We start from the raw sequence: 21,747 nt of genomic DNA on the forward strand, positions 1-21,747 counted from the left end.
GGCTGATAGCGGAGAGAGTTCGCGGCGTCTAGGCCGCTCCGGCCATGAAGTCGTAGACGTCGGCCGGGCGGGTGACCGTGATGGCGATCCGGTCGTCGCGAATTTCGATCTGGCCGCGGGCCACCGGGTGGTTGTTGGCCAGGATCCAGACCTCGTCATGTTCGGAGGCGTCGAGCGGAATCACCGCGCCCCGGCCCATCTTCAGCAGCTGGGACATGGGCAGCACGGAACGGCCCAGGACGACGGACAGTTCGACGTCGACGGCTTCGATCTGGCTCAAGGGATCTCCGGATACGCTGGAGGGGACTGGCGGCGAAACTTGCATTGGCGGCCCTCGGCCTCACATTGGGGCCATCATGCTTGCCGAGCCGTTAAGCGCCGCCGTTTCCCCGCTGATTCGCCCCGATGGCCGCGCCGTCGAATGGGTCGTCGCGCCCGGCTATGTCCCCTACGAGGCGGCGGTCGCCGAAATGGAGGCGCGGGTTGCCCTGATCGCGGCGGGCGAGGCGGCCGAACGGGTCTGGCTGCTGGAGCATCCGCCGCTCTATACGGCGGGCGTTTCGGCGAAGGACGACGACCTGATCGACGCCGGACGGTTCCCGGTGCACCGGACGGGGCGGGGCGGGCAGTTCACCTATCACGGGCCCGGCCAGCGGGTGGCCTATGTGATGCTGGACCTGAACCAGAGGGGCAAGGACGTGCGCGGCTTCGTGCGCGGGCTGGAGCAATGGCTGATCGGGGCGCTGGCCGAATTCGGGGTCGAGGCCGATGTGCGCGAGGGGCGGGTCGGCGTCTGGGTTGAACGCAAGGGGCCAGGCTGGTCTCGCGAGGACAAGATCGCCGCCATCGGGGTCAAGGTGCGGAAATGGGTCAGCTTCCACGGCATCAGCCTGAACGTCGAACCCGATCTGGACCATTTCGGCGGCATCGTGCCGTGCGGCATCGCCGAGCACGGGGTGACGAGTTTGCTGGATCTGGGCGTCACGGCTTCGATGGATGATGCAGACGCCGCTCTGAAGGCCAGCTTCGTGCGCGTTTTTGGCGCAGTCGGAAATTCTTGGCCCGACGAAATACGGGCTTAACAGCTGTACTGTACGGTTTCGAACGTCAGGGTTGAGTCGGGGTGCGTGAAATGGATGGAGCGACGACGGCGCAGAGGTTCGAGGCGCCGGTCTCGATCGCTTCCGCCGACCTGTCGACCTTCTTCGACGTCACCCTGGACATGCTGGTCATCCGCGATCTGGACGGCATGGTGCTGAAGGTCAGCCGGTCGTGGGAGACGCATCTGGGCTGGCGGGCCGATGAGCTGGAAGGCACGCGGCTGCTGCGTCTCGTTCATCCCGACGACATGCCCGCGACCCTGGAGAGCGTGATCGAGGTCGAGACCCGCATGCCGGGCGCGCCGGTGCACGGCCAGATCAACCGGTACCGCCACCGCGACGGCTCCTATCGCACGCTGGAATGGCGTGCGCACCGGTTTGGCGACCGCATCTATGGCGTGGCGCGCGACGTCACCGACCGGGTCGCGGCGGAACAGGCCCTCAATGACGCCAAGGCGGCGGCGGAGGCGGCCAGCCGGGCCAAGACCGACTTCCTGGCCAATATGAGCCACGAGATCCGCACCCCCCTGAACGGGGTCATCGGCATCGTCGATTCCCTGCGTCGCACCGAATTGAGCCCCGAACAGCGCGAGATGGTCGACCTGATCCAGGGGGCGGGGATCACGCTGGAGCGGCTGGTTTCCGACATCCTCGACGTGTCCAAGATCGAGGCCGGGCGGCTGGATTTCGAATCCCGCCAGTTCGACCTCGGCGAGGCCCTGGCCGGGATCATCGACCTGTCGCACAGCCGCGCCGCCGAAAAGGGGCTGCAGTTCGAGGAGCGTCAGGGCTCGGGCGCACGCGGCGTCTTCATGGGCGACAGCACCCGGATCGGCCAGATCGTCGGCAACCTGCTGTCCAACGCCGTCAAATTCACCTCCGAGGGCACGGTCACGGTCGACTGGGACGTGGCCGGCGACGAGGTCGGCGAGGGCGTTCTGACCTTCATCGTGTCGGACACGGGCGTGGGCTTCGACGCCGCCACGGGGGCGACCCTGTTCCAGCGCTTCAACCAGGCCGACACCTCCATCACCCGCCGCTTCGGCGGCACCGGGCTGGGCCTGTCGATCTGCCGGTCGCTGGCCGAGCTGATGGGCGGGGTGGTCGAGGCGCGGTCCTGTCCCGGAGAGGGTTCGACCTTCACCCTGACCCTGCCGTTGCAGCGGGTCGTGGCGCTGGAGGAATACGACGGCCTGGCCGCGCCGGCGGAGATCGGGCCGGCGCCGATCTTCCTGCCCGAACGGTCGTTGCGCATCCTGCTGGCCGAGGATCACCCGACCAACCAGCGCGTGGTCCAGCTGATCCTGGGCTCGGCGGGGGCCGAGGTGGTCACTGTCGAGAACGGCGCCCTGGCCGTAGAGGCGGTCGCGCGGTCCCGGTTCGACGTCATCCTGATGGACATGCAGATGCCCGTGATGGACGGCCTGACCGCCACCCGCGCGATCCGCGCCGCCGAGCGGGGCGGAGCGCGGACCCCGATCATCATGCTGAGCGCCAACGCCATGGCCGAGCACCGCTACGAGGCGCTGGCCGCGGGGGCCGACCTGCATGTCGCCAAACCGGTGACGGCGGCGAGCCTGCTGGCGGGGATCGCGCAGGCGGTGGTGGAGTAGGGCGGAGAGCGGGCTTGCTGGAGTTCCGCGATGGGTGGACAGCGGACATGCAAACGGCCCCGCCGTTGCCAGTGGGGCCGTTCCAAACCGGGGCAAGACGTCGCTCAGGCGATCATCTGCCGTCGCTGTATGTAAAGCGCCGCCCCGCCCGCCAGCATCAGCCCCATCAGGATCATCGCCCATTCCGACAGGGTCGGGATCGGGGCCGGGGCCGGCGGCGCAAACGTCAACTTCTTCACCGCACTGTTGCCGGTATCGCCGACATAGACATTGCCCGCACTATCCACCGCAACGGCTCGGGGACTGTTGAAGCCGCTGCCAATCGTTGTGACGGCCCCATCGACGGCGGCGATCCGCTTCACCGCATTATTGTTGGAATCGGCGACATAGACATTGCCTGCACTATCCACCGCGACGCCTCGGGGACGGTCAAAGCCGCTGGCGAGCGTTGTGACGGCCCCATCGACAGCGGCGATCCGCATCACCTCACTGTAGTTCAATTCAGCGACATAGACATTGCCCGCACTATCCACCGCAACGGCTCTGGGAGCGTTAAAGCCGCTGCCGAGCGTTGTGATGGCTCCATCGACAGCGGCGATCCGCTTTACCGCTCTGTTGTTCAAGTCAGCGACATAGACATTGCCGGCACTATCCACCGCAACGCCGAAGGGACGGTCAAAGCCGCTGCCGAGCGTGGTGACGGCTCCACCGCCCGCGGGGATCTGCCTCACCGCATTGTTCAAGGCATCAGCGACATAGACATTGCCCGCGCTGTCCACCGCAACGCCGCTGGGATTACGAAAGCCGCTACCGATCGTGGTGACGGCCCCATCGACAGCAGCGATCCGCTTCACGTCATTGTTGACCTCATCGGCGACATAGACGTTGCCCGCACTATCCACCGCAACGCCCAGGGGAGCACGAAAGCCGCTGCCGAGCGTGGTGATTGTCTGCGCGGTGGCGGGTGTGGTGAGCGCAAAGGCTGCGACCAGCGCAAGCAAGACCGCCGCCGCGATCGCGCCCGTCCCCACCCTGAAACCCATGCCGCTCCCCGTTCCGATCGAATGAAATCCGTGCATGGCGATCACCCCGCCATCCGCCGCTGAACCGCCGCCGCCGCCCCGCCCGCCAGAAGCAGGCCGAACAGGATCATCGCCCATTCCGACAGGGTCGGCACGGGGGTCGGCCCGGGCGTGGTGATGCGGCCGATGCGGTTGCCGTCTTGCTGCGCGAACCAAAGGGCTCCGTCTGGCCCTGCAGAGATACCGAAAGGCCTACCGCCGACGGCTGGCACGGCGAACTCGGTGATCACGCCGGCGGTGGTAATGCGGCCTATGAGGTTGCCGCTGTACTCGGTGAACCAAAGGGCTCCGTCGGGCCCCGCTGCGATGCCGACAGGGGAGTTGCCGAATGTGGGCAGGGGGAACTCGGTGATCATGCCGGCGGTGGTGATGCGGCCGATACTGTCGCCGTTCTGCTGCGTGAACCAAAGGGCTCCGTCGGGCCCCGCCGCGATTCCGTAAGGAGCACTGTTGAACGTGGGCACGCTGAACTCGGTGATCACGCCGGCGGTGGTGATGCGGCCGATGCGATTGCCGGATCTCTGCGTGAACCACAGGGCTCCGTCGGGCCCCGCCGCGATGCCGAGAGGGGAGCTGCCGCCAGTTGGCAGGGTGAACTGCGTGATCACGCCGGTCGTAGTGATGCGGCCGATGCGGTTGCCGTTGAACTGCGTGAACCAAAGGGCTCCGTCTGGCCCCGCCGCAATGTCGAAAGGCCGCCTGCCGATCCCCGGCACAGTGAACTCGGTTATCACGCCGGCCGTGGTGATGCGGCCGATGCGGTTTCCGGAATCCTCCGTAAACCACAGGGCTCCGTCGGGGCCCGCAGCGATGCCGATCGGAGAGCTGCCGGCGGTTGGCAGGGCGAACTCGGTGATCACGCCGGCGGTAGTGATGCGGCCGATGCTGTCGCCGTCTCGCTGCGTGAACCAAAGGGCTCCGTCGGGCCCCGCTGCGATGCCGACGGGGGAGCTGCCGGCCGTGGGCAGGGGGAACTCGGTAATGGTTTGTGCTGTCGCGGGTGTGGTGAGCGCAAAGGCTGCGACCAGCGCAAGCAAGACCGCCGCCGCGATCGCGCCCGTCCGCGCCCTGAAACCCATGCCGCTCCCCGTTCCGATCGAATGAAATCCGGGCATGGCGATCACCCCTCCATCCGCCGACGCTGAACCACCACCACCGCCGCCCCGCCCGCCAGCATCAGCCCCATCAGGATCATCGCCCATTCCGACAGGGTCGGCACGGGCACGGGCACGGGCACGGGCATAGGGGCGATGAAATCGCCGAATGCGTTGGGATTCAGCCCCACCGTCACGGTGTCGACGACGGTGTTGGTGGCCGTATCGATGATCGAGACGGAGTTCGCGCTGTAATTCGAGACATAGGCGTAAGCGCCGTCGCGGCTCACGCCGATCCCGGTAGGGTTCGCCCCGACGCCTATGGTGGCGACAAGTGCGCCCGTGGCGGCGTTGAAGACCGAAACGGTGTTGACGTTATACCTGGCGACATAGATGCGAGCGCCGCTGGGGCTCAGCGCGATGCCGTACGGCCCGCCTCCAACGGCGAAAGTACTGGCGACGGTGTTGGTGGCCGCGTCGATCACCGAGACGTCGTTGGACGTTATGTTGGTGACATAGACCCGCGCGCTGTCCGGGCTTACGGCCACCCCGGTGGGATAGCCCCCTGCGGCCACATTGGCGACGACGTTGTTGGTGGCGGTATCGATCACCGTGACATTGCCCGGCGAGGTATTGTTCGCGACGTATACGCGGGCTCCGTTACGGCTCACGGCGAGATCGAGCGGATTGGCCCCGACCGCTACGGTGGCGATGACAGAGCTGGTGGCTCGATCGATCACGGAGACGGTGCCGTCCGCGGTGTTGGCGGTATAGATCCGATTTCCATCGGGGCTCGCCGCAATGCCGTTCGCACCTGCTCCAACGGCTATCGTGTCAACGACGGTGTTGGTAGCCGTATTGATGACGGAAACGGTGTTGGAACTCTCGTTGACGATATAGACGCGTGCGCCATCGGGGGTCGCTGCTGCGGCGGACGGCGATAGCCCCACCGTAACGGCGCCGATCAAGCTGTTTGTTCGCGTGTCGATCACCGAAACGGTGTCTGCGCCCCGATTTGGAATATAGGCGTTCTGGGCTGCGGCGGCCTGCGCCAATACAAACGTCGCCAGTGCGACGATCGCCGCCGTCCATGGCCGAACCTTGAAACACATGATCTTCACCGCCTTGAGGGATTGAAATCTGTCCATGACGGTCACGCCCCCGTGCGATGACGCTGGACCACTGCCGCCGCGCCGCCCGCCAGCATCAGCCCCATCAGGATCATCGCCCATTCGGGCAGTGTCGGAACCGGCGTGGGCGCCTGTACGGTCAGGCTGGCCGTGCCGGAAGCACCGAGCGTCGCCATGGCCAGCATCGCGGCCCACCTTCGCCTCCCCATGCGGCGCTGCGGACTTGGACCTCGCACCAAGGTTGTGCCGCATCGCCCGACACGTCTGACCGTGTATTCACCCAATAACCCTCGCCTCTGCCACGTCGCCTGAGTGACGAGTCGGTCGGAAGACACAGACTGGGTGTCATAGCCGCCATGCTTTATTCTCAGGCCCACTACAGTGCTTGACCAAAACAAGATGCAGGCGTCATTTATCGTCGTTTTTTGGTCCCTGTCGTCTCACCGCGCGCAAAAGCGCATATCATTCCACGCAATCGGCTCTCAGGCGCGAGATCGTTACCATGGCTGAACTTCACCAAGGTCCGGATCGGCTGTCACACCCGTGAGCACCACGACCTGGACCACCCAGGACGTGGCCCCCGGCCAACGGTTCGAGTTTTGGCGCGAGGAGCGGGCCAAGGCGGTGTTCGGCGTACAGATCGAGGTCGATCGCGACAAACGAGACGCGTTCGAGGGACATTTCACAGCGCGCCAGGTGGGCGAAGCGACGATCGTAGATCTGCGCGCGTCTGCGTATCACCTGCGCCGCGTCGACCGTGACATCGCAGACTCCCCGGCTGACGCCTTCTGCATCCTGCAGCAGATGCGTGGCGGCGGCCTGTTCGGCGCCGGCGGGCGCGAATATGTCGGGGGTCCGGGCGCAATGGCGGTCGGCTATTCCGATCGCCCCTACTACAACGTGCCGGGCGACGAGTCGGCGTTCCATTCGCGCGCGATCAAACTTCCCTTCGCCCGAGTTGCATCGCTGTTGAACACCGATCGCGATCTGTCGATGCGGCTGATGATCCCCAACGTCGGCGCGCCAGCCCTGCTGGCCGCTTACGCCACCGCCTTTGTGGATCAGGCGCCGGGTCTCAGCGCGGACGGCGCCGAGATCGCGGTCGACACTCTGGTGCGCCTCGCACTGCTGGCCTGGACCGAGACCGATGAACGCGAGCCTGCAAACGTCGCCGCCATCCGGCGCGGGCGGCTCAGCCAGGCGCACACCTTGATCGAGCACCGCATCGCCGATCCCGCCCTGTCGCCGACCCTGGTCGCCTCTGCGCTTTCCATCTCGGTGCGCCAATTGAACCTGTTGTTCGAGACCAGCGGCACGTCGTTCACCGCCCACCTGCGCCGCCGCCGCCTGAACCGCGCGCACCAGATGCTGTTAACCTCGCCCTGGCTGACCATCACCGAGATCGCCTACGCCATAGGCTTCGACAGCATGGCGACCTTCTATCGCGGCTTTCGCGCCGAATATGACTGCACCCCCGCCGAGGTTCGCCAGGAACGGCGATAGCACGCGCGGAACACGGCTTGTCTTCAGTCCGACGCACTCGCATCGCGTCAAATACGAAACAACCGAGCTTCGCAATGAATCGGAAGCCAACGTGGCCATACGTCCCATTTCCAATTGCGGGCCTGTGTCCGCAACGGGGCGAATGCGTCATCTCGCCAGAGTCCCCAGGCGGACCGTCGTCGATGCGGACGCGGTGCCCTCCATGACGACTATCCGCCCGAACCCATCAACGGATCGGCCCAGGACGGCAATGAATTCAACGTCCGGCTCTAAATAGAGGCTTCATGCGCGCCTTGGTGTCCCGCGCCCCGATACTGTGGGCATGGGGAGATTGCACGACAGGAACGACGACCGGCCTCTGCCGCAGAGCCCGTCGGGGATGAGCCCGAAGGCGTGGCATGATCTGCTGGACCGGTGGCTGGCCGGAGAGCCGGTCGGCGTGCTGGCGGCCGAGTACGGGGTCAGGCCGACCACCATCCATCGCAACGCCTGCGTGCTGAAGATGCGCAAGAAGGACCGGGCGGACGCCGTGCGTCTGGCCAAGGGTCCGGCGCCGGCGATGGCCGAGGCGCAGGCGGACGGGTCGGTGCGGGTGGTCTGTCGCGAACTGGCCTTCGTGTTCGACCGGCGCGACCCGCACGCGACGGACGAGTCCGTTCTGGACCGGCTGAGAGAGGCGGCGGGGGACGGGCGGGCTCAGCACGTCAAGACCCTGATCACCGTGACCAAGGGGGTGCGCGACCTGCTGACGCCCGGATGGCGCAAGACCGGTCTGCGCTGGATCGGGGCGCCGCCGAAGGACGAGGCGCCGGAAGCGGTCACGTCGGCGCCGGTGGCGCTGAGGACGGCGCAGCGGGCGCCCGACAAACTTCCCGACGGGGGCGACTGGGCGACCTGGCTGTTCCTAGGCGGGCGCGGGGCGGGCAAGACCCTGGCCGGGGCCATGTGGCTGAGCGATCGGGCGATGGAGGCGGCGGGAGGTCGGCTGGCGCTGATCGGGCCGACCCTGCACGACGTGCGCGAGGTGATGATCGAGGGGGTGTCGGGGATCCGGTCGCTGGCGCGCTGGTCGCGGGCGGACCGGCCGCGGTTCGAGGCGTCGCGGCGGCGGCTGGTGTTTGCGAACGGGGCGGTGGCGCAGACCTTCTCGGCCGAGGATCCCGACAGTCTGAGAGGACCGCAGTTCTCGGCGGCCTGGGCGGACGAATTCTGCGCCTGGCCGGCGTCGGGGGTGCGCGGGGCGGTGGAGACCCTGGCGTTGTTGCGGATGGGGTTGCGGCTGGGCGAACGGCCAAGACTGGTGGTGACGACGACGCCCCGGCCGACGCGGGCTCTGATCGGGTTGCGGGACGAGGCGTCCTGCGTGACAACCCATGCGACGACGGCGGAGAACGCGGCGCATCTGTCGCCCGGATTTCTGGAGGAACTGACGGCCCGTTATGGCGGGACGCGGCGGGCGGCGCAGGAGCTGGAGGGGCGGGTCGTGGAGATCGACGGGGCCCTGTTCACCGCCGCGATGATGGCCGACTGCCGCGCGCCCGAGGACTTCCGGCCGTGGGGGACGCTGGGGGTGCGCGGCGCGGTCGAGGGCGGCTCCCTGCCGGCGGGGTTCGAGCGGGTGGTCGTGGGGGTGGACCCGACGACGACGGCAGGCGGCGACGCCTGTGGCATCGTGGTGGTCGGACGACGGCGGATCGATGGGGTCACGCGGGCGGTGGTGCTGGCGGACCGGTCGGCGCGGGGGCTGTCGCCGGACGGCTGGGCGCGGCGGGCCAAGGCGGCGGCCCTGGCCTGGGGGGCGAGCTCCATCGTGGCCGAGGTCAATCAGGGCGGGGAGATGGTGCGGGCGGTGTTCAATGCCGTGGACTGCAAGACGCCGGTGATCGACGTGCGGGCCTCGGTCGGCAAGCGGGCGCGGGCCGAGCCGGTGGCGGCCCTGTACGAACAGGGGCGGGTGACGCACGCGGGGGCGTTCGGCGACCTCGAGGAGGAGCTGATGGCGGTGGGGGCGCAGGACGACGGGCGACTGTCCCTCGACCGCGCCGACGCCCTGGTGTGGGCGGTGTCGGCGCTGATGCTGAACGGCGCGGGCGAGGGGCCAAAGATCCGGATGCTCTAGGCCATCGTGAAGGTCGGGGGCGGGAGGCTCAGCTGCGTGTCGGCGACGGGCTGTTCGCCGAAGAAGCGGACCAGCAGGGGGGTGACGTCGGGGTGGGCCTCGAAGACGTTGTGGCCGGCGTTCTCGACGAGGACCCGTGTCCTGTTCCGGAACTGGGCGATGACCTCGGCCTGTTCCTCCAGGGGCGTGCGGCCGTCGAGGGAGCCGGCGACGAGGAGGGCGGGGGTGTCGATGCGGAGCGGCGCGCGGAAGGCCTCGCCGAGGTCGACGCCGGGGATGGCGCCCAGCAGGTGCGGCATGGGGAAATTGTGGGCGTCGCCGAGGACGGCGGTGCGGGCCTCCTGCCGCACACGGGCCAGACGGGCGGGGGAGATGCCGGACGCCAGGTCCATGGCCTCGGACATGCCGGAGACGCTGAAGTAGCGGGCGGGGTCGCCGAGGAAGGGCGCGATGACCTCGGTCATGCCGGCGTCCAGCGCCAGATAGAGGGCGGGCAGGCGCGACAGGCTCGGCGGATTGGCGACCATGCCGCCGGCGAAGATCTGGAGCCCCAGGGCGCCGAGCTTGAGATCGACGGGGCCGGCGGCGCCCGTGACGGTGACCGTGGCGGGGTCGGCGTCGAGGCGGTCGTGCACGCGGCGCATCAGGGCGGGCAGGTCGGGAACGGCGGCGCGGGCGGCGGGGTCCTGACCCAGGACGGCGTCGACGCGGTTCAGGAAGGCGTCGATGTGGGCCGGGCTTTTGACCGTCTGGTCCTGGCCTTCGAGGCTGGCGAGGGCGACGCGGCCGATGGACTCCGGATGACGCTTGAGCACGGACAGGGCCAGATGCGTGCCGTAGCTGATGCCCCAGAGGTTGACCTTCTCGACGCCCAGATGACGGCGCAGGTCCTCGATGTCGTCGGCGCTCTGTTCTGTGTTGTAGCCGGCCATGGCGATCCCGGCGTGGGTCCAGTCGACCCAGGCGCGCTGCATCTCGTCGCGGAACCAGGTCGTCAGGCCCTCGTGGTTCAGGACGGGCCAGGGGCCGGTCGGGGCGGGGCGGGCCGGGATGTGGGCCGACAGGCCGGTGCCGCGCTGGTCGAAGGCGATGACGTCGGCGACGGCGCGCAGGGCCATGAAGATCGGGAAGCGGGGCCCCGTCGCCGCATCCGCGCCGCTGCCGCCCGGGCCGCCGGCCAGATAGACGATCGGCGGGCCGGGATCGGGCGAGGTCGAGGGGAAGCGGACATAGCCGAGGCGGATGCGGCGCGAACGGGGATCGCGGCGATCCTCGGGCACGTCGAAGAAGCCGCGTTCGGCGGTGGTCTCCTCGCCGGACCGGCTGGTGAAGGTGAAGGGTCCGGGCCGGGCGGCGACCTCGGGCCGGGTCTGGGCCAGGGCGATGCCCGGGACGGCGAGGGCTGGGATAGCCAAGGCGGGGGCGGCGAGGAGGGAGCGGCGGTTCAGGGCGATGTTTGTCATGGCCCCATCCAGCCCCGGCCCGACCCGCTTTGCAGCACCGCTTCGGCGAACGGGGCCTCTGGATCGGTGAGCGGTGGCGCGTTCCGGCGAACGACCCGATAGGGTGGCGGCATGGTTCGCGCGCTTCTCCTCGCCCTGTTTCTGATCTGGCTTCCGGGCGTGGCGGGGGCGCAGGACTGGGAGGTCTGTCGCGGGGCGAACGGCGCGTCGGGGCCGGTGCTGAGCGACTGCCGGCCGGTCGAGGGCGTCATCGATCCGCAGCGGCGGGAGCTGTGGCTGCGCGCCGCCGTCGACCGTCCGGCAGGAGAGGGGCCTCAGGCCTTCTATGTCGGCGGGATCGCATCGTCGGAGGTCTGGCTGAACGGCCGGAAGCTGGGCGCGAACGGGCGGCCGGGCGCGACGGCGCAGGCGGAGGTTCCGGGGCGGTATCAGGCGGTGTTCCCGATCGGCGACGGGGCCTGGCGAGCGGACAACGAACTGGTCGTGCGGATGTCGTCGTTCCACGGCGGCTTGCGGCTGGACAGTCCGATCGCGGGGCTGGGGGTCCATGCCTATCCGCTGCCGTCGCGGCCCGTCGCGCTGGCGGCGACGTTCGCGGCGGCCGGAGCCCTGCTGGCGGCGTCGTTCGGGTTCGGGGTCATCCACGCGCTGAGGCGGACAGGGTCCAGCCTGACGCTGGCGGCGATGGCCGGAGTTTCGGGGCTGCAGGCTATTCTGGAGACGATGAGGACGCTGGTTCCCTACGCCTATCCGGTCCACGTCTGGCGGCTGGTCGGGATCTGGGGGCTGACGGCCGTCTTCGCCCTGCTGCTGGTCTCCTATGTGGGGTCGCGGTTCCAGCCCCGGGCGCGGCGGGCGATGATCGGCATCGCGGTCGTGGGCATCGCACTGAGCGGGTTGGCCCCGGGGTTCGACCTGAAGACGATCGCGGCGCTCGCGGTCGGCGTCGGTCTGTCGGCGGTGGCGGCGGGGGTGGCGGTCTGGCGCCGGCAGAAGGGGGCGCGGCTGACCCTGGCCTATCTGGCGGTGTTCGCGGCGGTCGGGTTGATGTTCCCCGAGGGACTGGTGGACCTGTCCTATTTCCTGTTCGCGGCGGGACTGGTGCTGCCGCTGCTGATGGCCGAGGTGGTGCGGCTGGGGCGGGACGATCAGGAGCGCGAGATCGCCCTGACCCGCGCCGCCGCCCGGCCGAACTGCCTGACCGTGGCCTCCGCGCGCGGGGTGCTGAGGGTCCCGCTGGCGGAGATCGTCGCGGTGGTAGGGGCCGACGACTATGTCGAACTCAGGCTGGCGGACGGGCGCAGGCTGCTGCACGCGGCGCGGCTGGACCGGCTGGAGACGGAGTTGCCGGGCGGGTTCCTGCGGGTGCACCGGTCGGTGATCGCCAACCTGGCGCATGTGCAGGGCTATGAGCGCGACGGAGGGCGCGGACGGCTGCTGATGGGCGAGGGCGCGCCGCTGCCGATCAGCCGGAACCGGCTGCCGGCGGTGCGGGACGCTCTGGAAGGGGCAGCGCTCTAGATCGGCGGTGTCAGCCGAGTGGAGACAGGGGTTTCCCGATCTCTTCCGTGATCCATTCGCGAAACTGCCGCATGGCGGAAATCTCCGGACGGGAGATCAGGCGGGTGAGCCAGTAGCGGCCGACATCGACCTCTGTCGCGAAGGGCTGGACGAGCAGCTCCGATGCGAGTTCACGGGTGAACATCCCCGTCGGCACGAGGGCGACGCCGAGACCGGCGGCGGCGGCCGACGCCATCAGCGCCGAACTGTCGAAGATCGGTCCGCGGAAAATCGGGGTGGGCACGCCGACCGCATCGAACCAGAGCGCCCACTCGTCCGGGCGGTAAGAGCGCAGAAGCCGTTCATGGACGAGGTCGGCGGGGGATCTGAGCCGGGCGGCGATGGCGGGGTGCAGACCGGCGTCATCGGCGTCGCGAGCAGGGGTTCGGCATGGGCGCCGTGCCAGGCGCCGTCGCCAAAGCGGATCGCGAAATCCAGCGCTTCGGCGACCATGTCGACGCGGTTGTTGTTGGTCGAGATCCGCAGGTCGATCGACGGATGGGCCCGGGCGAAGGCGTCGAGGCGCGGGAGCAGCCAGCCCGTCGCGAAGGTGCCGACGACGCCGACCTTCAGGGGTTCGCGGAAGCGGCCTTCGCCGTACTGGTCGAGGGTCGCGGCGACGCGGTCGAACATCTCGGCGAGGACGGGGACCAGCGCCTGTCCCTCGTCCGTGAGTGCGAGGCCCCGCGGCAGACGGTGGAAGAGCCGCACGCCCAGCCGGCTTTCGAGCTGCGCGACCTGATGGCTGACGGCGCCCTGGCTGACGCAGAGTTCGATCGCTGCGCGGGTGAAGTTGAGGTGGCGCGCCGCCGCCTCGAAGGCGCGCAGGGCGTTGAGCGGGAGCTGGGCGCGGTCCATCGTCCGACCATCAAATAATCTCATGGCTTTGTCGAGAAATCATGCTTTGCCGCCTGCCCCGCAGCTTGGCATCCCAAGGGTGAAGGGAAACCAGAATGATCAGATGGACGATAGCCGCCGCCTTGCTGGCGGGCATGAGCCTGATGCCGGGGCTCAATGGGGACGTCGCGCCCGGGCCGATCGGCGCGAGCGCGGTGAGCGGCTCGTCGCAGAGCGCCGACGACCCTCTGACACGACCGATGGAGGTCGAAAGAGCCAGGACGTGGCTTGCGCCCCTGCCGCCCGAGAAGGTTTTCGGAAACACCTATCTCGTGGGGTTCGGCGGACTGAGCGTCGCCTTGATCGATACGGGCGCGGGCCTGGTCCTGATCGATGGCGCACTGCCGCAAGCGGCGCCGGCGATCCTGGAGAATGTCCGCAGTCTGGGATTCGACCCAGCAGACATCAAATTTATTCTGAGCACTGAACCGCACTACGACCACAGCGGCGGTCTTGCCGCGCTGGCGCGGGATACCGGCGCGACGGTGATCGCGAGCGCCCGCGGCGCCGAGGGCCTGCGGGCGGGAGCCTTGGCGCAGGACGATCCGCAGCTCGCCTATGGCGGCGCCTGGCCGCGCGTGACGCGGATCCGGGTGGTGGCGGATGGCGAGGTGATAGAGCTCGGCCACACAAGGATCACCGCCCACGCGACGCCGGGGCATACGATGGGCAGCATGAGCTGGAGCTGGCAGGCGTGCGAGGCGGAGGACTGCAAGGCGATCGTCTTCGCCTCCAGCATCAACCCCGTATCCGCCGAGGGCTACCGTTACACAGCGCCGTCGAGCGCTCCGATCCTTGAAGGATTCAGGGCGACCTACAGGCTTCTGGACGGGTTGCCGTGCGACATCCTGATCTCTCCGCATCCCGACAATGCGGGTCCGGGACGATACAGCGATCGGCCTGGCGCGTGCCGCACCTATGTCGAGCGGTCGCGTGGATTGCTCTCGAACCGGCTCGCGACCGAGCGGTAGGGGGGGCGCGCATCAGACGCGGCGGATGTCGCCGGGGTAGCCGTCCAGCAGGTCGATGTGGGTGTTGAGCCGCAGTCTCATTCGTCGCCGTTGAACAGGCGCTCGATGTCCTCACGACCCATTTCGTTGAAGTCGTCCGGGATGGTCATCTCACCTCGCAGGAAGCCGAGGCGGCGCTTGGCGAGGGCGACACGGTCGGTCTTTTCGGGATCGAGCGGGGTCAGCTTGGCGACCGGCTTTCCAGCGCGTGTGATGATGATGGTCTCGTCCTGTTCGACGCGCTTGAGGAGGTGCAAGAGCTGCGTCTTCGCGGCGCGGACGTCGACCGTTTCCATGCACGAAAAGGTAGTGGACTGACGGCAAAAGACCAGTGGGGGCACTGTCCGAAGACTCTCGCCACGAGCCTATGCAGATTGAATGTCGCGCATGGCAGCAGACACGTGAAACTTCCGCAACGGGTGGAAAGCAGACGTTGCACGTGTAGGCTCTGGTCTATGACGAAGGCTCGTGTGGTCAGGTCTTTCGCTTCGTTCGGTGCGGCGTTTTTCGCGTTCGCCTACTGCGGCTTCGTGCTGGCAGGTCTGAACGGTGGGGGAGCGGGCCTAGTCGACTTGTGGACGACGCTAGCGGTCGCGCCGGCGCACGTTTTTCTGGGGTGGACGCTCTTCGCCGCTTTGGGCCTTCTCGCCTTAATCTTCCGAGGAAGGCTTGTGCACCGGTTGGTCGCCACCGGGACGATACTCGTCGGCCTGCCTACGTTCTGGGCGTTTGTGACTTGGCTTTTCTACGTCAACGAAAGTCAAGGCTGGTGGCCCGGCTTCGACGACGAAGTTTGGCGATGGCAGGTAAACCATGTCTACGCGGAGTTTTCCGCAGGATTAGTGGTCGGCTTTCTCGGCGTGATTGCTACGACTCTTGCAGTCACTTCGGCTAACGATCCGGCCTAACGTCCGCTATGGGTCGATAGCGGACCTTCCCGTCAGCCCCATCCTCCGGCCAACTCGGCAATGCCTCCGACCCCGAAACCCGCTCCCACCAAGGCAATGAATATACCCGCTGAAATCAGGGACCACTTGATGTGTCGGCGTTCAGGCTTGCGCTTGCGCGCCAGTGCCCACCAGACCGGCAGGAAATGGGCTGCGCCCACGAACCACGTGACCATCGCTGCGATCCAGATCGCAATGAATGCGTATTCCATGGCTTGAGCGACCGGGGTCATCCCCTGTTGTCGGCCATCAGCCGAACGGCTGCAACGGGTGGGTAGCGGACAGGAGCTTGGCGGAGGGCTAGTCGTAAGGCCGATCAGCTACTGGCTCAGCCAGGTCTCGGCTACCGAGCAGTCTCGAACTCGAACTTCGGTATGTGCGGTCCCTCCCGGCATCACATAGGGCAGCGGGTAATACCCCTCCACGACGCGCCCACGGCGCACTAGTGTCAGAGGCGTGTTCGACACAAATGATGGATAGCGCTTAGCAATCGTCTGCTCAGCAATAGCCTTATAGTCGCAGTTCGTAGGTATTTGGGTCATCCCGGCGCAGCCTGACAGCACTAGGGATGCGGGCAATATCTGGGCAAGCGAAAACCAGCTTAGGACTCTGACCGGGCGCTCCAACGGTGTGCGGCTGGCTGTCATCGGTGCACATTGGTCCATAAGCTCAACGTCCGCTATGGGTCGAAAGCGGTCGTTGGTTCAGCGCCGATAAGCTGACGTCCGCACCACTCCTCGCAGTCAGACGCCGAACGTCCGAGATGGGGGGAAGGCGGACTTTGCAACACCTGACAACCCACAACCGACAGTGAGGGTGGATGGATGGCTCCACCACGCAAACGCGGTGCTTTTTGAACTGGCTGTTCGGAGCACCACTCACCGGCGATGACCTTCTGAGACATAACGCGGCGCGGCCATCGAAGCTTGTCCACTACGCTCTGCACTGTGTCAGGTTGGTCTTGATCGCCGTCCTTGGAGCATCTGTCTTCAACGGCGAAGGGCGGCTGCCTTTGATCGGCCCATGGTTGGCACAGACACCTGGGGGCATCTACGTGATTTGGGGAGGATGCCTCGCCATCCTCGCGGGTTCAGAGTGGTTCTATGGACGGCGCGCAAGAGCATTCCGTCAGCCCTAGCCAGCGTCTGCAACGGGTCGAGAGCGGACCGAGTGAACCATCTGGCCGGGTGGAGAACGGGGCTCTCGACCATCGTTCAGTCCGTATGCCTCCCTATTCCGGCTAAAGCGTAGCGGAGACCCGGAACAGGGTGACGCCGTAGCGAAGCGAAGGCGAAATGGTCCACCTATCGCGTGCGTGACAGGTTCGCGCTCTCGCGCGCCGCTGGGTTCCGGGTCTGCGGCGCTGCGCGCCTTCGCCCGGAATGACGAAAGGAGAGGAGGGGGCGGCCAAGGCGGCGCCTACGCGAACTCCACCAGCACATCGTCCGCCGCCACCGGGTCGCCGGCCTTGGCCCCGACGGCCTTGACCACCCCGTCCCGTTCCGCCTTGAGGATGTTCTGCATCTTCATGGCCTCGATGACGGCGACGGTTTCGCCGGCCTTGACCTCCTGGCCGACGGTGACGGCGATGGAGACGACGAGGCCGGGCATGGGGGACTGGATCAGCTTCGAGGTGTCGGCGGCCTGTTTCTCTGGCAGGCGGGCGAACAGTTCGGCCATGCGGGGCGTCAGGACGCGGACGCGGGCGCGTGTGGCGCCGGTGCGGATAGAGAAGCCGTCTGCGATGCGGGCGACCTCGGCGGTGAAGGGCTCGTGGTCGAGGACGGCGCGGAACTGGGCCAGGCCGGGGCGCCAGTCGATGTCGGAGAGCTGGAGGGCGCGATCCTCTCCGGCGAGATCGAGCGTCAGGGCCTCCTCCTCGTCATAGCCGAGGGAGACGCCGTGAGCGTCCCGGTCGATCAGGATGATCCAGTCGGTGCGGTCGGACGGATCGCCGGACTGTTCGGTGATGATCTCGTTCATCGCGGCGGCGGTGGCGATCAGGATGTCGGTGCGGCGACGGTCGGGCGTCGCGCCTTTGAAGCCGTCGGGGAACTCGTCCTTGATATAGCTGGTCGAGAGCTGGCCGGAGCGGAAGCGTTCCTGATCCATGACGGCGGCGAGGAAGGGCACGTTATGGCCGACGCCCTGCAGGTGGGTGTCCTCCAGCGCGCGCTTCATGCCGTCGATGGCGGCGATGCGGGTCGGGGCCCAGGTGTTCAGCTTGGCGATCATCGGATCGTAGAACATCGAGATCTCGTCGCCCTCGCGGACGCCGGAATCGTTGCGGACCACATAGCCGTCCTGCTGACCCTCTTCCGGCTGGTCGTAGCGGACCAGGCGGCCGATCGAGGGGAGGAAGCCGCGATAGGGGTCCTCGGCGTAGATGCGGCTCTCGATGGCCCAGCCGTCGATCTTCAGGTTGTCCTGGCCGAAGGCCATGACCTCACCGGCGGCGGAACGGATCATCTGTTCGACCAGATCGACGCCGGTGATCAGTTCGGTGACCGGGTGTTCGACCTGGAGCCGGGTGTTCATCTCCAGGAAGAAGAAGCTGCGGTCCTGACCGGCGACGAACTCGACCGTGCCGGCCGAGTCGTAGTTGACGGCGCGGGCCAGGGCGACGGCCTGTTCGGACATGGCCTTGCGGGTGGCGTCGTCGAGCAGGGGGGAGGGGGCCTCCTCGATGACCTTCTGGTTGCGGCGCTGGATCGAGCACTCGCGGTCGAACAGGCTGACGATAGTACCGTGCTTGTCGCCCAGCACCTGGATCTCGATGTGGCGCGGGTCGATGATGAACTTTTCCAGGAACACCCGGTCGTCGCCGAAAGCGGTCAGGGCCTCGGCCTTAACGGCGGAGAAGCCTTCGGCCATGTCGGCGTCGGAATGGGCGACGCGGATGCCCTTGCCGCCGCCGCCTGCGGACGCCTTGATCATGACCGGGTAGCCGATCTCGTTGGCGATCTGGATGGCGTGTTCGTCGGACTCGATCAGGCCCATGTAGCCGGGGACGGTGGAGACCCCGGCCTGGGCGGCGAACTTCTTGGAGGTGATCTTGTCGCCCATGGCCTCGATGGCGTGGGGGTTGGGGCCGATGAAGGCGATGCCCTCGGCCTCCAGCCGCCGGGCGAAGACGGGGTTCTCCGACAGGAAGCCGAAGCCGGGGTGGACGGCCTCGGCGCCCGAGCGGCGCACGGCCTCCACGATCTTGTCCTGGACCAGATAGGACTCGGCGGCGGGGGAGGGGCCGATGTGGATCGCCTCGTCCGCCATCTCGACGGCCATAGAGCCGGCGTCGGCGTCGGAGTGGACCACGACGGTCCGGATGCCCATGCGGCGGGCGGTCTTGATGATCCGGACGGCGATCTCGCCCCGGTTCGCGATCAGGATCTTTGAGAACATGGGGCGACCGTTAGGCGGGCCTCGCGGCGCTGTAAACGGGGGGGCGGCCCGCTCGCTCGATGCGCGAAGCGTCACACGGGCGCCGTTCTCGCTTGGCAAGATCAGGGTTGATCGGCTTTAACTCGCGGCCGAGCCATTCGCATCCCCCGCCTGGAGTTCGTTATGATCCGCTTTCTGACCGCCGTTTCGGCGGCCGCCTGCATGCTGACGGCGACCGCCGCAGTCGCGCAGGACTTCCGCGCCCTGGCGCGCACGGACCTGCAGGCCGCGCATGACGCGCTCCGCGACAACCACCCCGCCGCCGTCATCCCCGGCGCGCCGGGCGACACCTTCCGCAGCTGGCTCGACGCCGGTCTAACGGATGCCAACGGCCGCATCGGCCAGGTCAACTCGGGCGACGCCCACGCCTATCTGATGCGCTACTACGCCGGCGGCTTCCGCGATTCGAACATCGCCATCACCCCGTCGTTCGAAGGCCTCGGCCCGTATTTCGGCATCAGCTGGCCCGGGATCACGACCGGCTGGCGCAACGGCCAGTACGTCGTGACCTATGTGAAGCCGGGCACGCGCAACGCGCCGCGCATCGGCGAGATCGTCGTCAGCTGCAATCTGACGCCCATCGAGGAGTATGCCCGCGCCAAGCTCGACAAGTGGGAAGGCAACCTCGACACCGAGGCCGGCCGCGTCACCTCGGCGCCGTACCTGCTGTGGAACCGGAACAACCCGTTCGCGGCCGGCACGCCCTCGACCTGCGAGTTCAAGCGCGACGCCCGCGCCCGGCCGCGCGCCGTCGAACTGCGCCCCGTGCCGCTGGTCGCCGGTGACCTCGAAGCCGCCTATCGCGCCACCGTCTATATGCCGCCGGCGGTTCCGCTGAACGTCGAGACGGTCAACGGCCGTCCGTGGGTGCATGTCCACTCGTTCGCCGACAGCGCGGGCTGGGACGCCTTCAACTCGCAGGTCGAAGGTCAGGCCTCGGCCCTGCGCGGCCCGCAAGGCTTCGTGCTGGACCTGCGCGCCGCCTCGGGCGCCTCGGCCTACACCTCCACGGCGCGCGGCTATGGCTTGGCCAACCGCATCTGGACCCCGGAGTTCACCGTCAGCCGCCAGCCGGCCGCCGGCGCCATCACCTATCGCGCCACCCCGGGCAACCGCACCTGGTACAATGACACGCTCGGCCGGATGCAGGCCGACCCGCGCTTCGTCCAGGAAGCCGGTCCGGTGATCGTGCAGACGCAGGAGATCGTCGCGGCCTTCGACACGGCCATCGCCGCCGGTCAGCAGACCTTCACCCTGCCGGGACGCGCCGCCGTCGCCGACACGGGCGCCGCCAACCCGGTTCAGGGCCCGGTGGTCGTGCTGGTCGACGCGGGTTGCTCGGGCGGCTGCCTGGATACGCTGGACCTGCTGTCCAAGCTGCCGAACGTGCGCATCGTCGGTTCCACGACGGCGACCGACACCATCTTCATCGAGCCGACGCAGGCCCGCCTGCCGTCCAACTATTCGGACCTGAGCTATGGCCACAAGGCCTGGACCAGCCGCGAACGCCCGAACGGCGCGCCGTTCACCCCGGCGCAGGGTCTGGTCTACACGGGCAACCCGGCGGACGAGAACGCTGTGCGGACCTGGGTCGGGACGCTGTTCGGCGGCTGATTTGGGCTGAACGGATGAGATGGGGCCGGGCGGGGGAAACCTCGTCCGGCCTTTTTCGTTTTGGGTCGGCGTCGAAGCTTTCAGGGCGAAAGGCGGTCATTCCGTCGCGTGGCCTCGGATGGCCTGGCCGCGCTACACCTCAAGCCAGAACCTGGAAAAACCGAGCTGGAGTAAGATCGTGACGATCAAGAGCGGCTTCTACGGCATCCGCCAGTCGGGCGCGGATCAAGACCCGTTGGACGACGAGGCGTGGGGCCTGGCGATGCTGACCTATGTCGGGAATGGCAAAATGGTCGGCGTTGATCAGGGTGGCTGTCGGATTAGCGGGACCTATGTCGAAGGGGACGATGCCGTCACAATCCAGATGGCCTACGAACTCAAATGCGGATCACATCTGCCAGACGGTTCAATTCTGCAAAACGATCACACCCTCGTTCGCGAGCTGGTGCTCGGCGTCGAAGCATTCAATGGCGGCTATCAACTCACCGATGCCGGCCTTGGGCCGATGTTTCTGAAGCTTCAATGGTTGGCGGAAGGTCTGTAGGGCCGATCGTTGCTCCTGCCACAGGTCGTGGCCCGGCGAAGAAGATATCGGGACCTTGGAACCGCGCCTCCTCACCCCCATTTCCCGTCCATGACCGACATCACCGACACCCGTCCGAACCTGTCCGCCGCCGGATACGACCTGACGCCGCCCAGCGAGGGGCAGCGCGTGGCGCTGGAGGCGGATCTGAACGCCGAGGAGAAGCGGGTTCTGCTGTCGCACGGGACCGAGGCGCCGTTCTGCGGCGTGTTGCTGGGCGAGAAGCGGGCCGGCGTGTTCGTCTGTCGCGAATGCGGCCTGCCGCTGTTCAGGGCCACGACCAAGTTCGAGAGCGGCACGGGCTGGCCCAGCTTCACCCGGCCGGTGTCGGACGATCACGTCACGGCCATCCAGGATCGCGCCTACGGGATGGTGCGGACCGAGACGACCTGCGCCCGCTGCGGGAGTCATCAGGGGCATGTCTTCCCCGACGGGCCGCCGCCGACCGGCCTGCGCTACTGCATCAACTCCGTGGCGCTCCAGTTCGTGGAAGAGGGGCGGCCTCTGCCCGACCCGCTGGGGCGCGGCGACGGGGTCGCCTGACCCGCGTGAAAAGAACGCATCACGCTCCGGCCCCATTCCGGGTTAGGA

General features: G+C 67.6%; 19 protein-coding genes and 1 pseudogene. 10 read left to right on the forward strand and 10 right to left on the reverse strand.

The genetic code is table 11. The annotated features are described in order from the left end of the window. Positions 1-28: 28 nt before the first annotated feature. A complete protein-coding gene (locus ACQY68_RS07600; RefSeq protein WP_428152438.1) occupies positions 29-280 on the reverse strand; it encodes a FliM/FliN family flagellar motor switch protein in 252 nt (83 codons plus the stop codon). 76 nt (positions 281-356) lie between these two features. Between ACQY68_RS07600 and lipB the strand changes: the two genes are divergently transcribed. After that, positions 357-1,082: a lipoyl(octanoyl) transferase LipB gene (lipB, locus tag ACQY68_RS07605; RefSeq protein WP_428152439.1), complete on the forward strand. Its 726-nt coding sequence runs from the start codon at positions 357-359 to the stop codon at positions 1,080-1,082. A gap of 50 nt (positions 1,083-1,132) precedes the next feature. Continuing rightward, positions 1,133-2,713 carry an ATP-binding protein gene (locus ACQY68_RS07610; RefSeq protein ID WP_428152440.1) on the forward strand — a complete coding sequence of 527 codons (1,581 nt, stop codon included), beginning with the start codon at positions 1,133-1,135 and terminating at the stop codon, positions 2,711-2,713. 104 nt (positions 2,714-2,817) lie between these two features. Here the strand turns inward: ACQY68_RS07610 and ACQY68_RS07615 are convergent, their stop codons facing one another. Genes ACQY68_RS07615 through ACQY68_RS07630 form a run of 4 tightly spaced genes read right to left on the reverse strand, consistent with a single transcriptional unit; the run spans position 2,818 to position 6,195 of the window. Next, positions 2,818-3,792 carry an IPTL-CTERM sorting domain-containing protein gene (locus ACQY68_RS07615; RefSeq protein ID WP_428152612.1) on the reverse strand — a complete coding sequence of 325 codons (975 nt, stop codon included), beginning with the start codon at positions 3,790-3,792 and terminating at the stop codon, positions 2,818-2,820. 5 nt (positions 3,793-3,797) lie between these two features. Beyond that, a complete protein-coding gene (locus tag ACQY68_RS07620; RefSeq protein WP_428152613.1) occupies positions 3,798-4,910 on the reverse strand; it encodes an IPTL-CTERM sorting domain-containing protein in 1,113 nt (370 codons plus the stop codon). Positions 4,911-4,915: 5 nt separating this feature from the next. Continuing rightward, on the reverse strand, positions 4,916-6,037 hold the full coding sequence (locus ACQY68_RS07625) for an IPTL-CTERM sorting domain-containing protein (RefSeq protein WP_428152615.1): 1,122 nt from the start codon (positions 6,035-6,037) through the stop codon (positions 4,916-4,918). Between the two features lie 5 nt (positions 6,038-6,042). Next, on the reverse strand, positions 6,043-6,195 hold the full coding sequence (locus ACQY68_RS07630) for an IPTL-CTERM sorting domain-containing protein (protein ID WP_428152441.1): 153 nt from the start codon (positions 6,193-6,195) through the stop codon (positions 6,043-6,045). 367 nt (positions 6,196-6,562) lie between these two features. Between ACQY68_RS07630 and ACQY68_RS07635 the strand changes: the two genes are divergently transcribed. After that, positions 6,563-7,522, forward strand: a complete 960-nt coding sequence (locus ACQY68_RS07635; protein ID WP_428152442.1) for a helix-turn-helix transcriptional regulator — start codon at positions 6,563-6,565, stop codon at positions 7,520-7,522. A 379-nt stretch (positions 7,523-7,901) separates the two neighbouring features. Then, the gene (locus ACQY68_RS07640) at positions 7,902-9,641 is read left to right on the forward strand and encodes a terminase large subunit domain-containing protein (protein ID WP_428152443.1); all 1,740 of its coding nucleotides are present in this window, start codon (positions 7,902-7,904) and stop codon (positions 9,639-9,641) included. On the opposite strand, the gene ACQY68_RS07645 is transcribed toward ACQY68_RS07640, so the two are convergent. Next, positions 9,638-11,104: an alpha/beta hydrolase gene (locus ACQY68_RS07645; protein WP_428152444.1), complete on the reverse strand. Its 1,467-nt coding sequence runs from the start codon at positions 11,102-11,104 to the stop codon at positions 9,638-9,640. The two genes, ACQY68_RS07640 and ACQY68_RS07645, sit on opposite strands and share 4 nt — an antisense overlap. 111 nt (positions 11,105-11,215) lie before the next feature. Between ACQY68_RS07645 and ACQY68_RS07650 the strand changes: the two genes are divergently transcribed. Then, positions 11,216-12,625, forward strand: a complete 1,410-nt coding sequence (locus tag ACQY68_RS07650; RefSeq protein ID WP_428152445.1) for a LytTR family transcriptional regulator DNA-binding domain-containing protein — start codon at positions 11,216-11,218, stop codon at positions 12,623-12,625. Between the two features lie 10 nt (positions 12,626-12,635). On the opposite strand, the pseudogene ACQY68_RS07655 reads toward ACQY68_RS07650, so the two are convergent. Next, a pseudogene (locus tag ACQY68_RS07655) lies at positions 12,636-13,546 on the reverse strand (LysR substrate-binding domain-containing protein). 110 nt (positions 13,547-13,656) lie between these two features. On the opposite strand from ACQY68_RS07655, the gene bla reads away from it, so the two are divergent. Next, positions 13,657-14,532, forward strand: a complete 876-nt coding sequence (gene bla, locus ACQY68_RS07660) for a subclass B3 metallo-beta-lactamase (RefSeq protein ID WP_428152446.1) — start codon at positions 13,657-13,659, stop codon at positions 14,530-14,532. 77 nt (positions 14,533-14,609) lie between these two features. Here the strand turns inward: bla and ACQY68_RS07665 are convergent, their stop codons facing one another. Continuing rightward, positions 14,610-14,828: a type II toxin-antitoxin system Phd/YefM family antitoxin gene (locus tag ACQY68_RS07665; protein ID WP_428152447.1), complete on the reverse strand. Its 219-nt coding sequence runs from the start codon at positions 14,826-14,828 to the stop codon at positions 14,610-14,612. A gap of 198 nt (positions 14,829-15,026) precedes the next feature. Here ACQY68_RS07665 and ACQY68_RS07670 point away from each other — a divergent pair, with 198 nt between their 5' ends. Then, a complete protein-coding gene (locus ACQY68_RS07670; protein WP_428152448.1) occupies positions 15,027-15,479 on the forward strand; it encodes a hypothetical protein in 453 nt (150 codons plus the stop codon). A 32-nt stretch (positions 15,480-15,511) separates the two neighbouring features. Here ACQY68_RS07670 and ACQY68_RS07675 read toward each other — a convergent pair whose 3' ends face one another. Together ACQY68_RS07675 and ACQY68_RS07680 are read right to left on the reverse strand one after the other, a co-directional pair. After that, the gene (locus tag ACQY68_RS07675) at positions 15,512-15,751 is read right to left on the reverse strand and encodes a hypothetical protein (protein ID WP_428152449.1); all 240 of its coding nucleotides are present in this window, start codon (positions 15,749-15,751) and stop codon (positions 15,512-15,514) included. A gap of 1,186 nt (positions 15,752-16,937) precedes the next feature. Further along, positions 16,938-18,920 (reverse strand): biotin carboxylase N-terminal domain-containing protein, encoded by a 1,983-nt coding sequence (locus tag ACQY68_RS07680; protein ID WP_428152450.1) that lies wholly within the window; start codon positions 18,918-18,920, stop codon positions 16,938-16,940. Positions 18,921-19,082: 162 nt separating this feature from the next. Between ACQY68_RS07680 and ACQY68_RS07685 the strand changes: the two genes are divergently transcribed. From ACQY68_RS07685 to msrB, 3 genes are all read left to right on the forward strand, one after another. Then, a complete protein-coding gene (locus tag ACQY68_RS07685) occupies positions 19,083-20,573 on the forward strand; it encodes a hypothetical protein (RefSeq protein ID WP_428152451.1) in 1,491 nt (496 codons plus the stop codon). Positions 20,574-20,691: 118 nt separating this feature from the next. Further along, positions 20,692-21,117 carry a hypothetical protein gene (locus tag ACQY68_RS07690; RefSeq protein WP_428152452.1) on the forward strand — a complete coding sequence of 142 codons (426 nt, stop codon included), beginning with the start codon at positions 20,692-20,694 and terminating at the stop codon, positions 21,115-21,117. Between the two features lie 90 nt (positions 21,118-21,207). Continuing rightward, on the forward strand, positions 21,208-21,699 hold the full coding sequence (gene msrB, locus ACQY68_RS07695; RefSeq protein ID WP_428152453.1) for a peptide-methionine (R)-S-oxide reductase MsrB: 492 nt from the start codon (positions 21,208-21,210) through the stop codon (positions 21,697-21,699). The last annotated feature ends 48 nt before the right edge of the window (positions 21,700-21,747 follow it).

The sequence above is a fragment of the Brevundimonas sp. genome (assembly GCF_965278935.1).
GTDB lineage: Bacteria > Pseudomonadota > Alphaproteobacteria > Caulobacterales > Caulobacteraceae > Brevundimonas.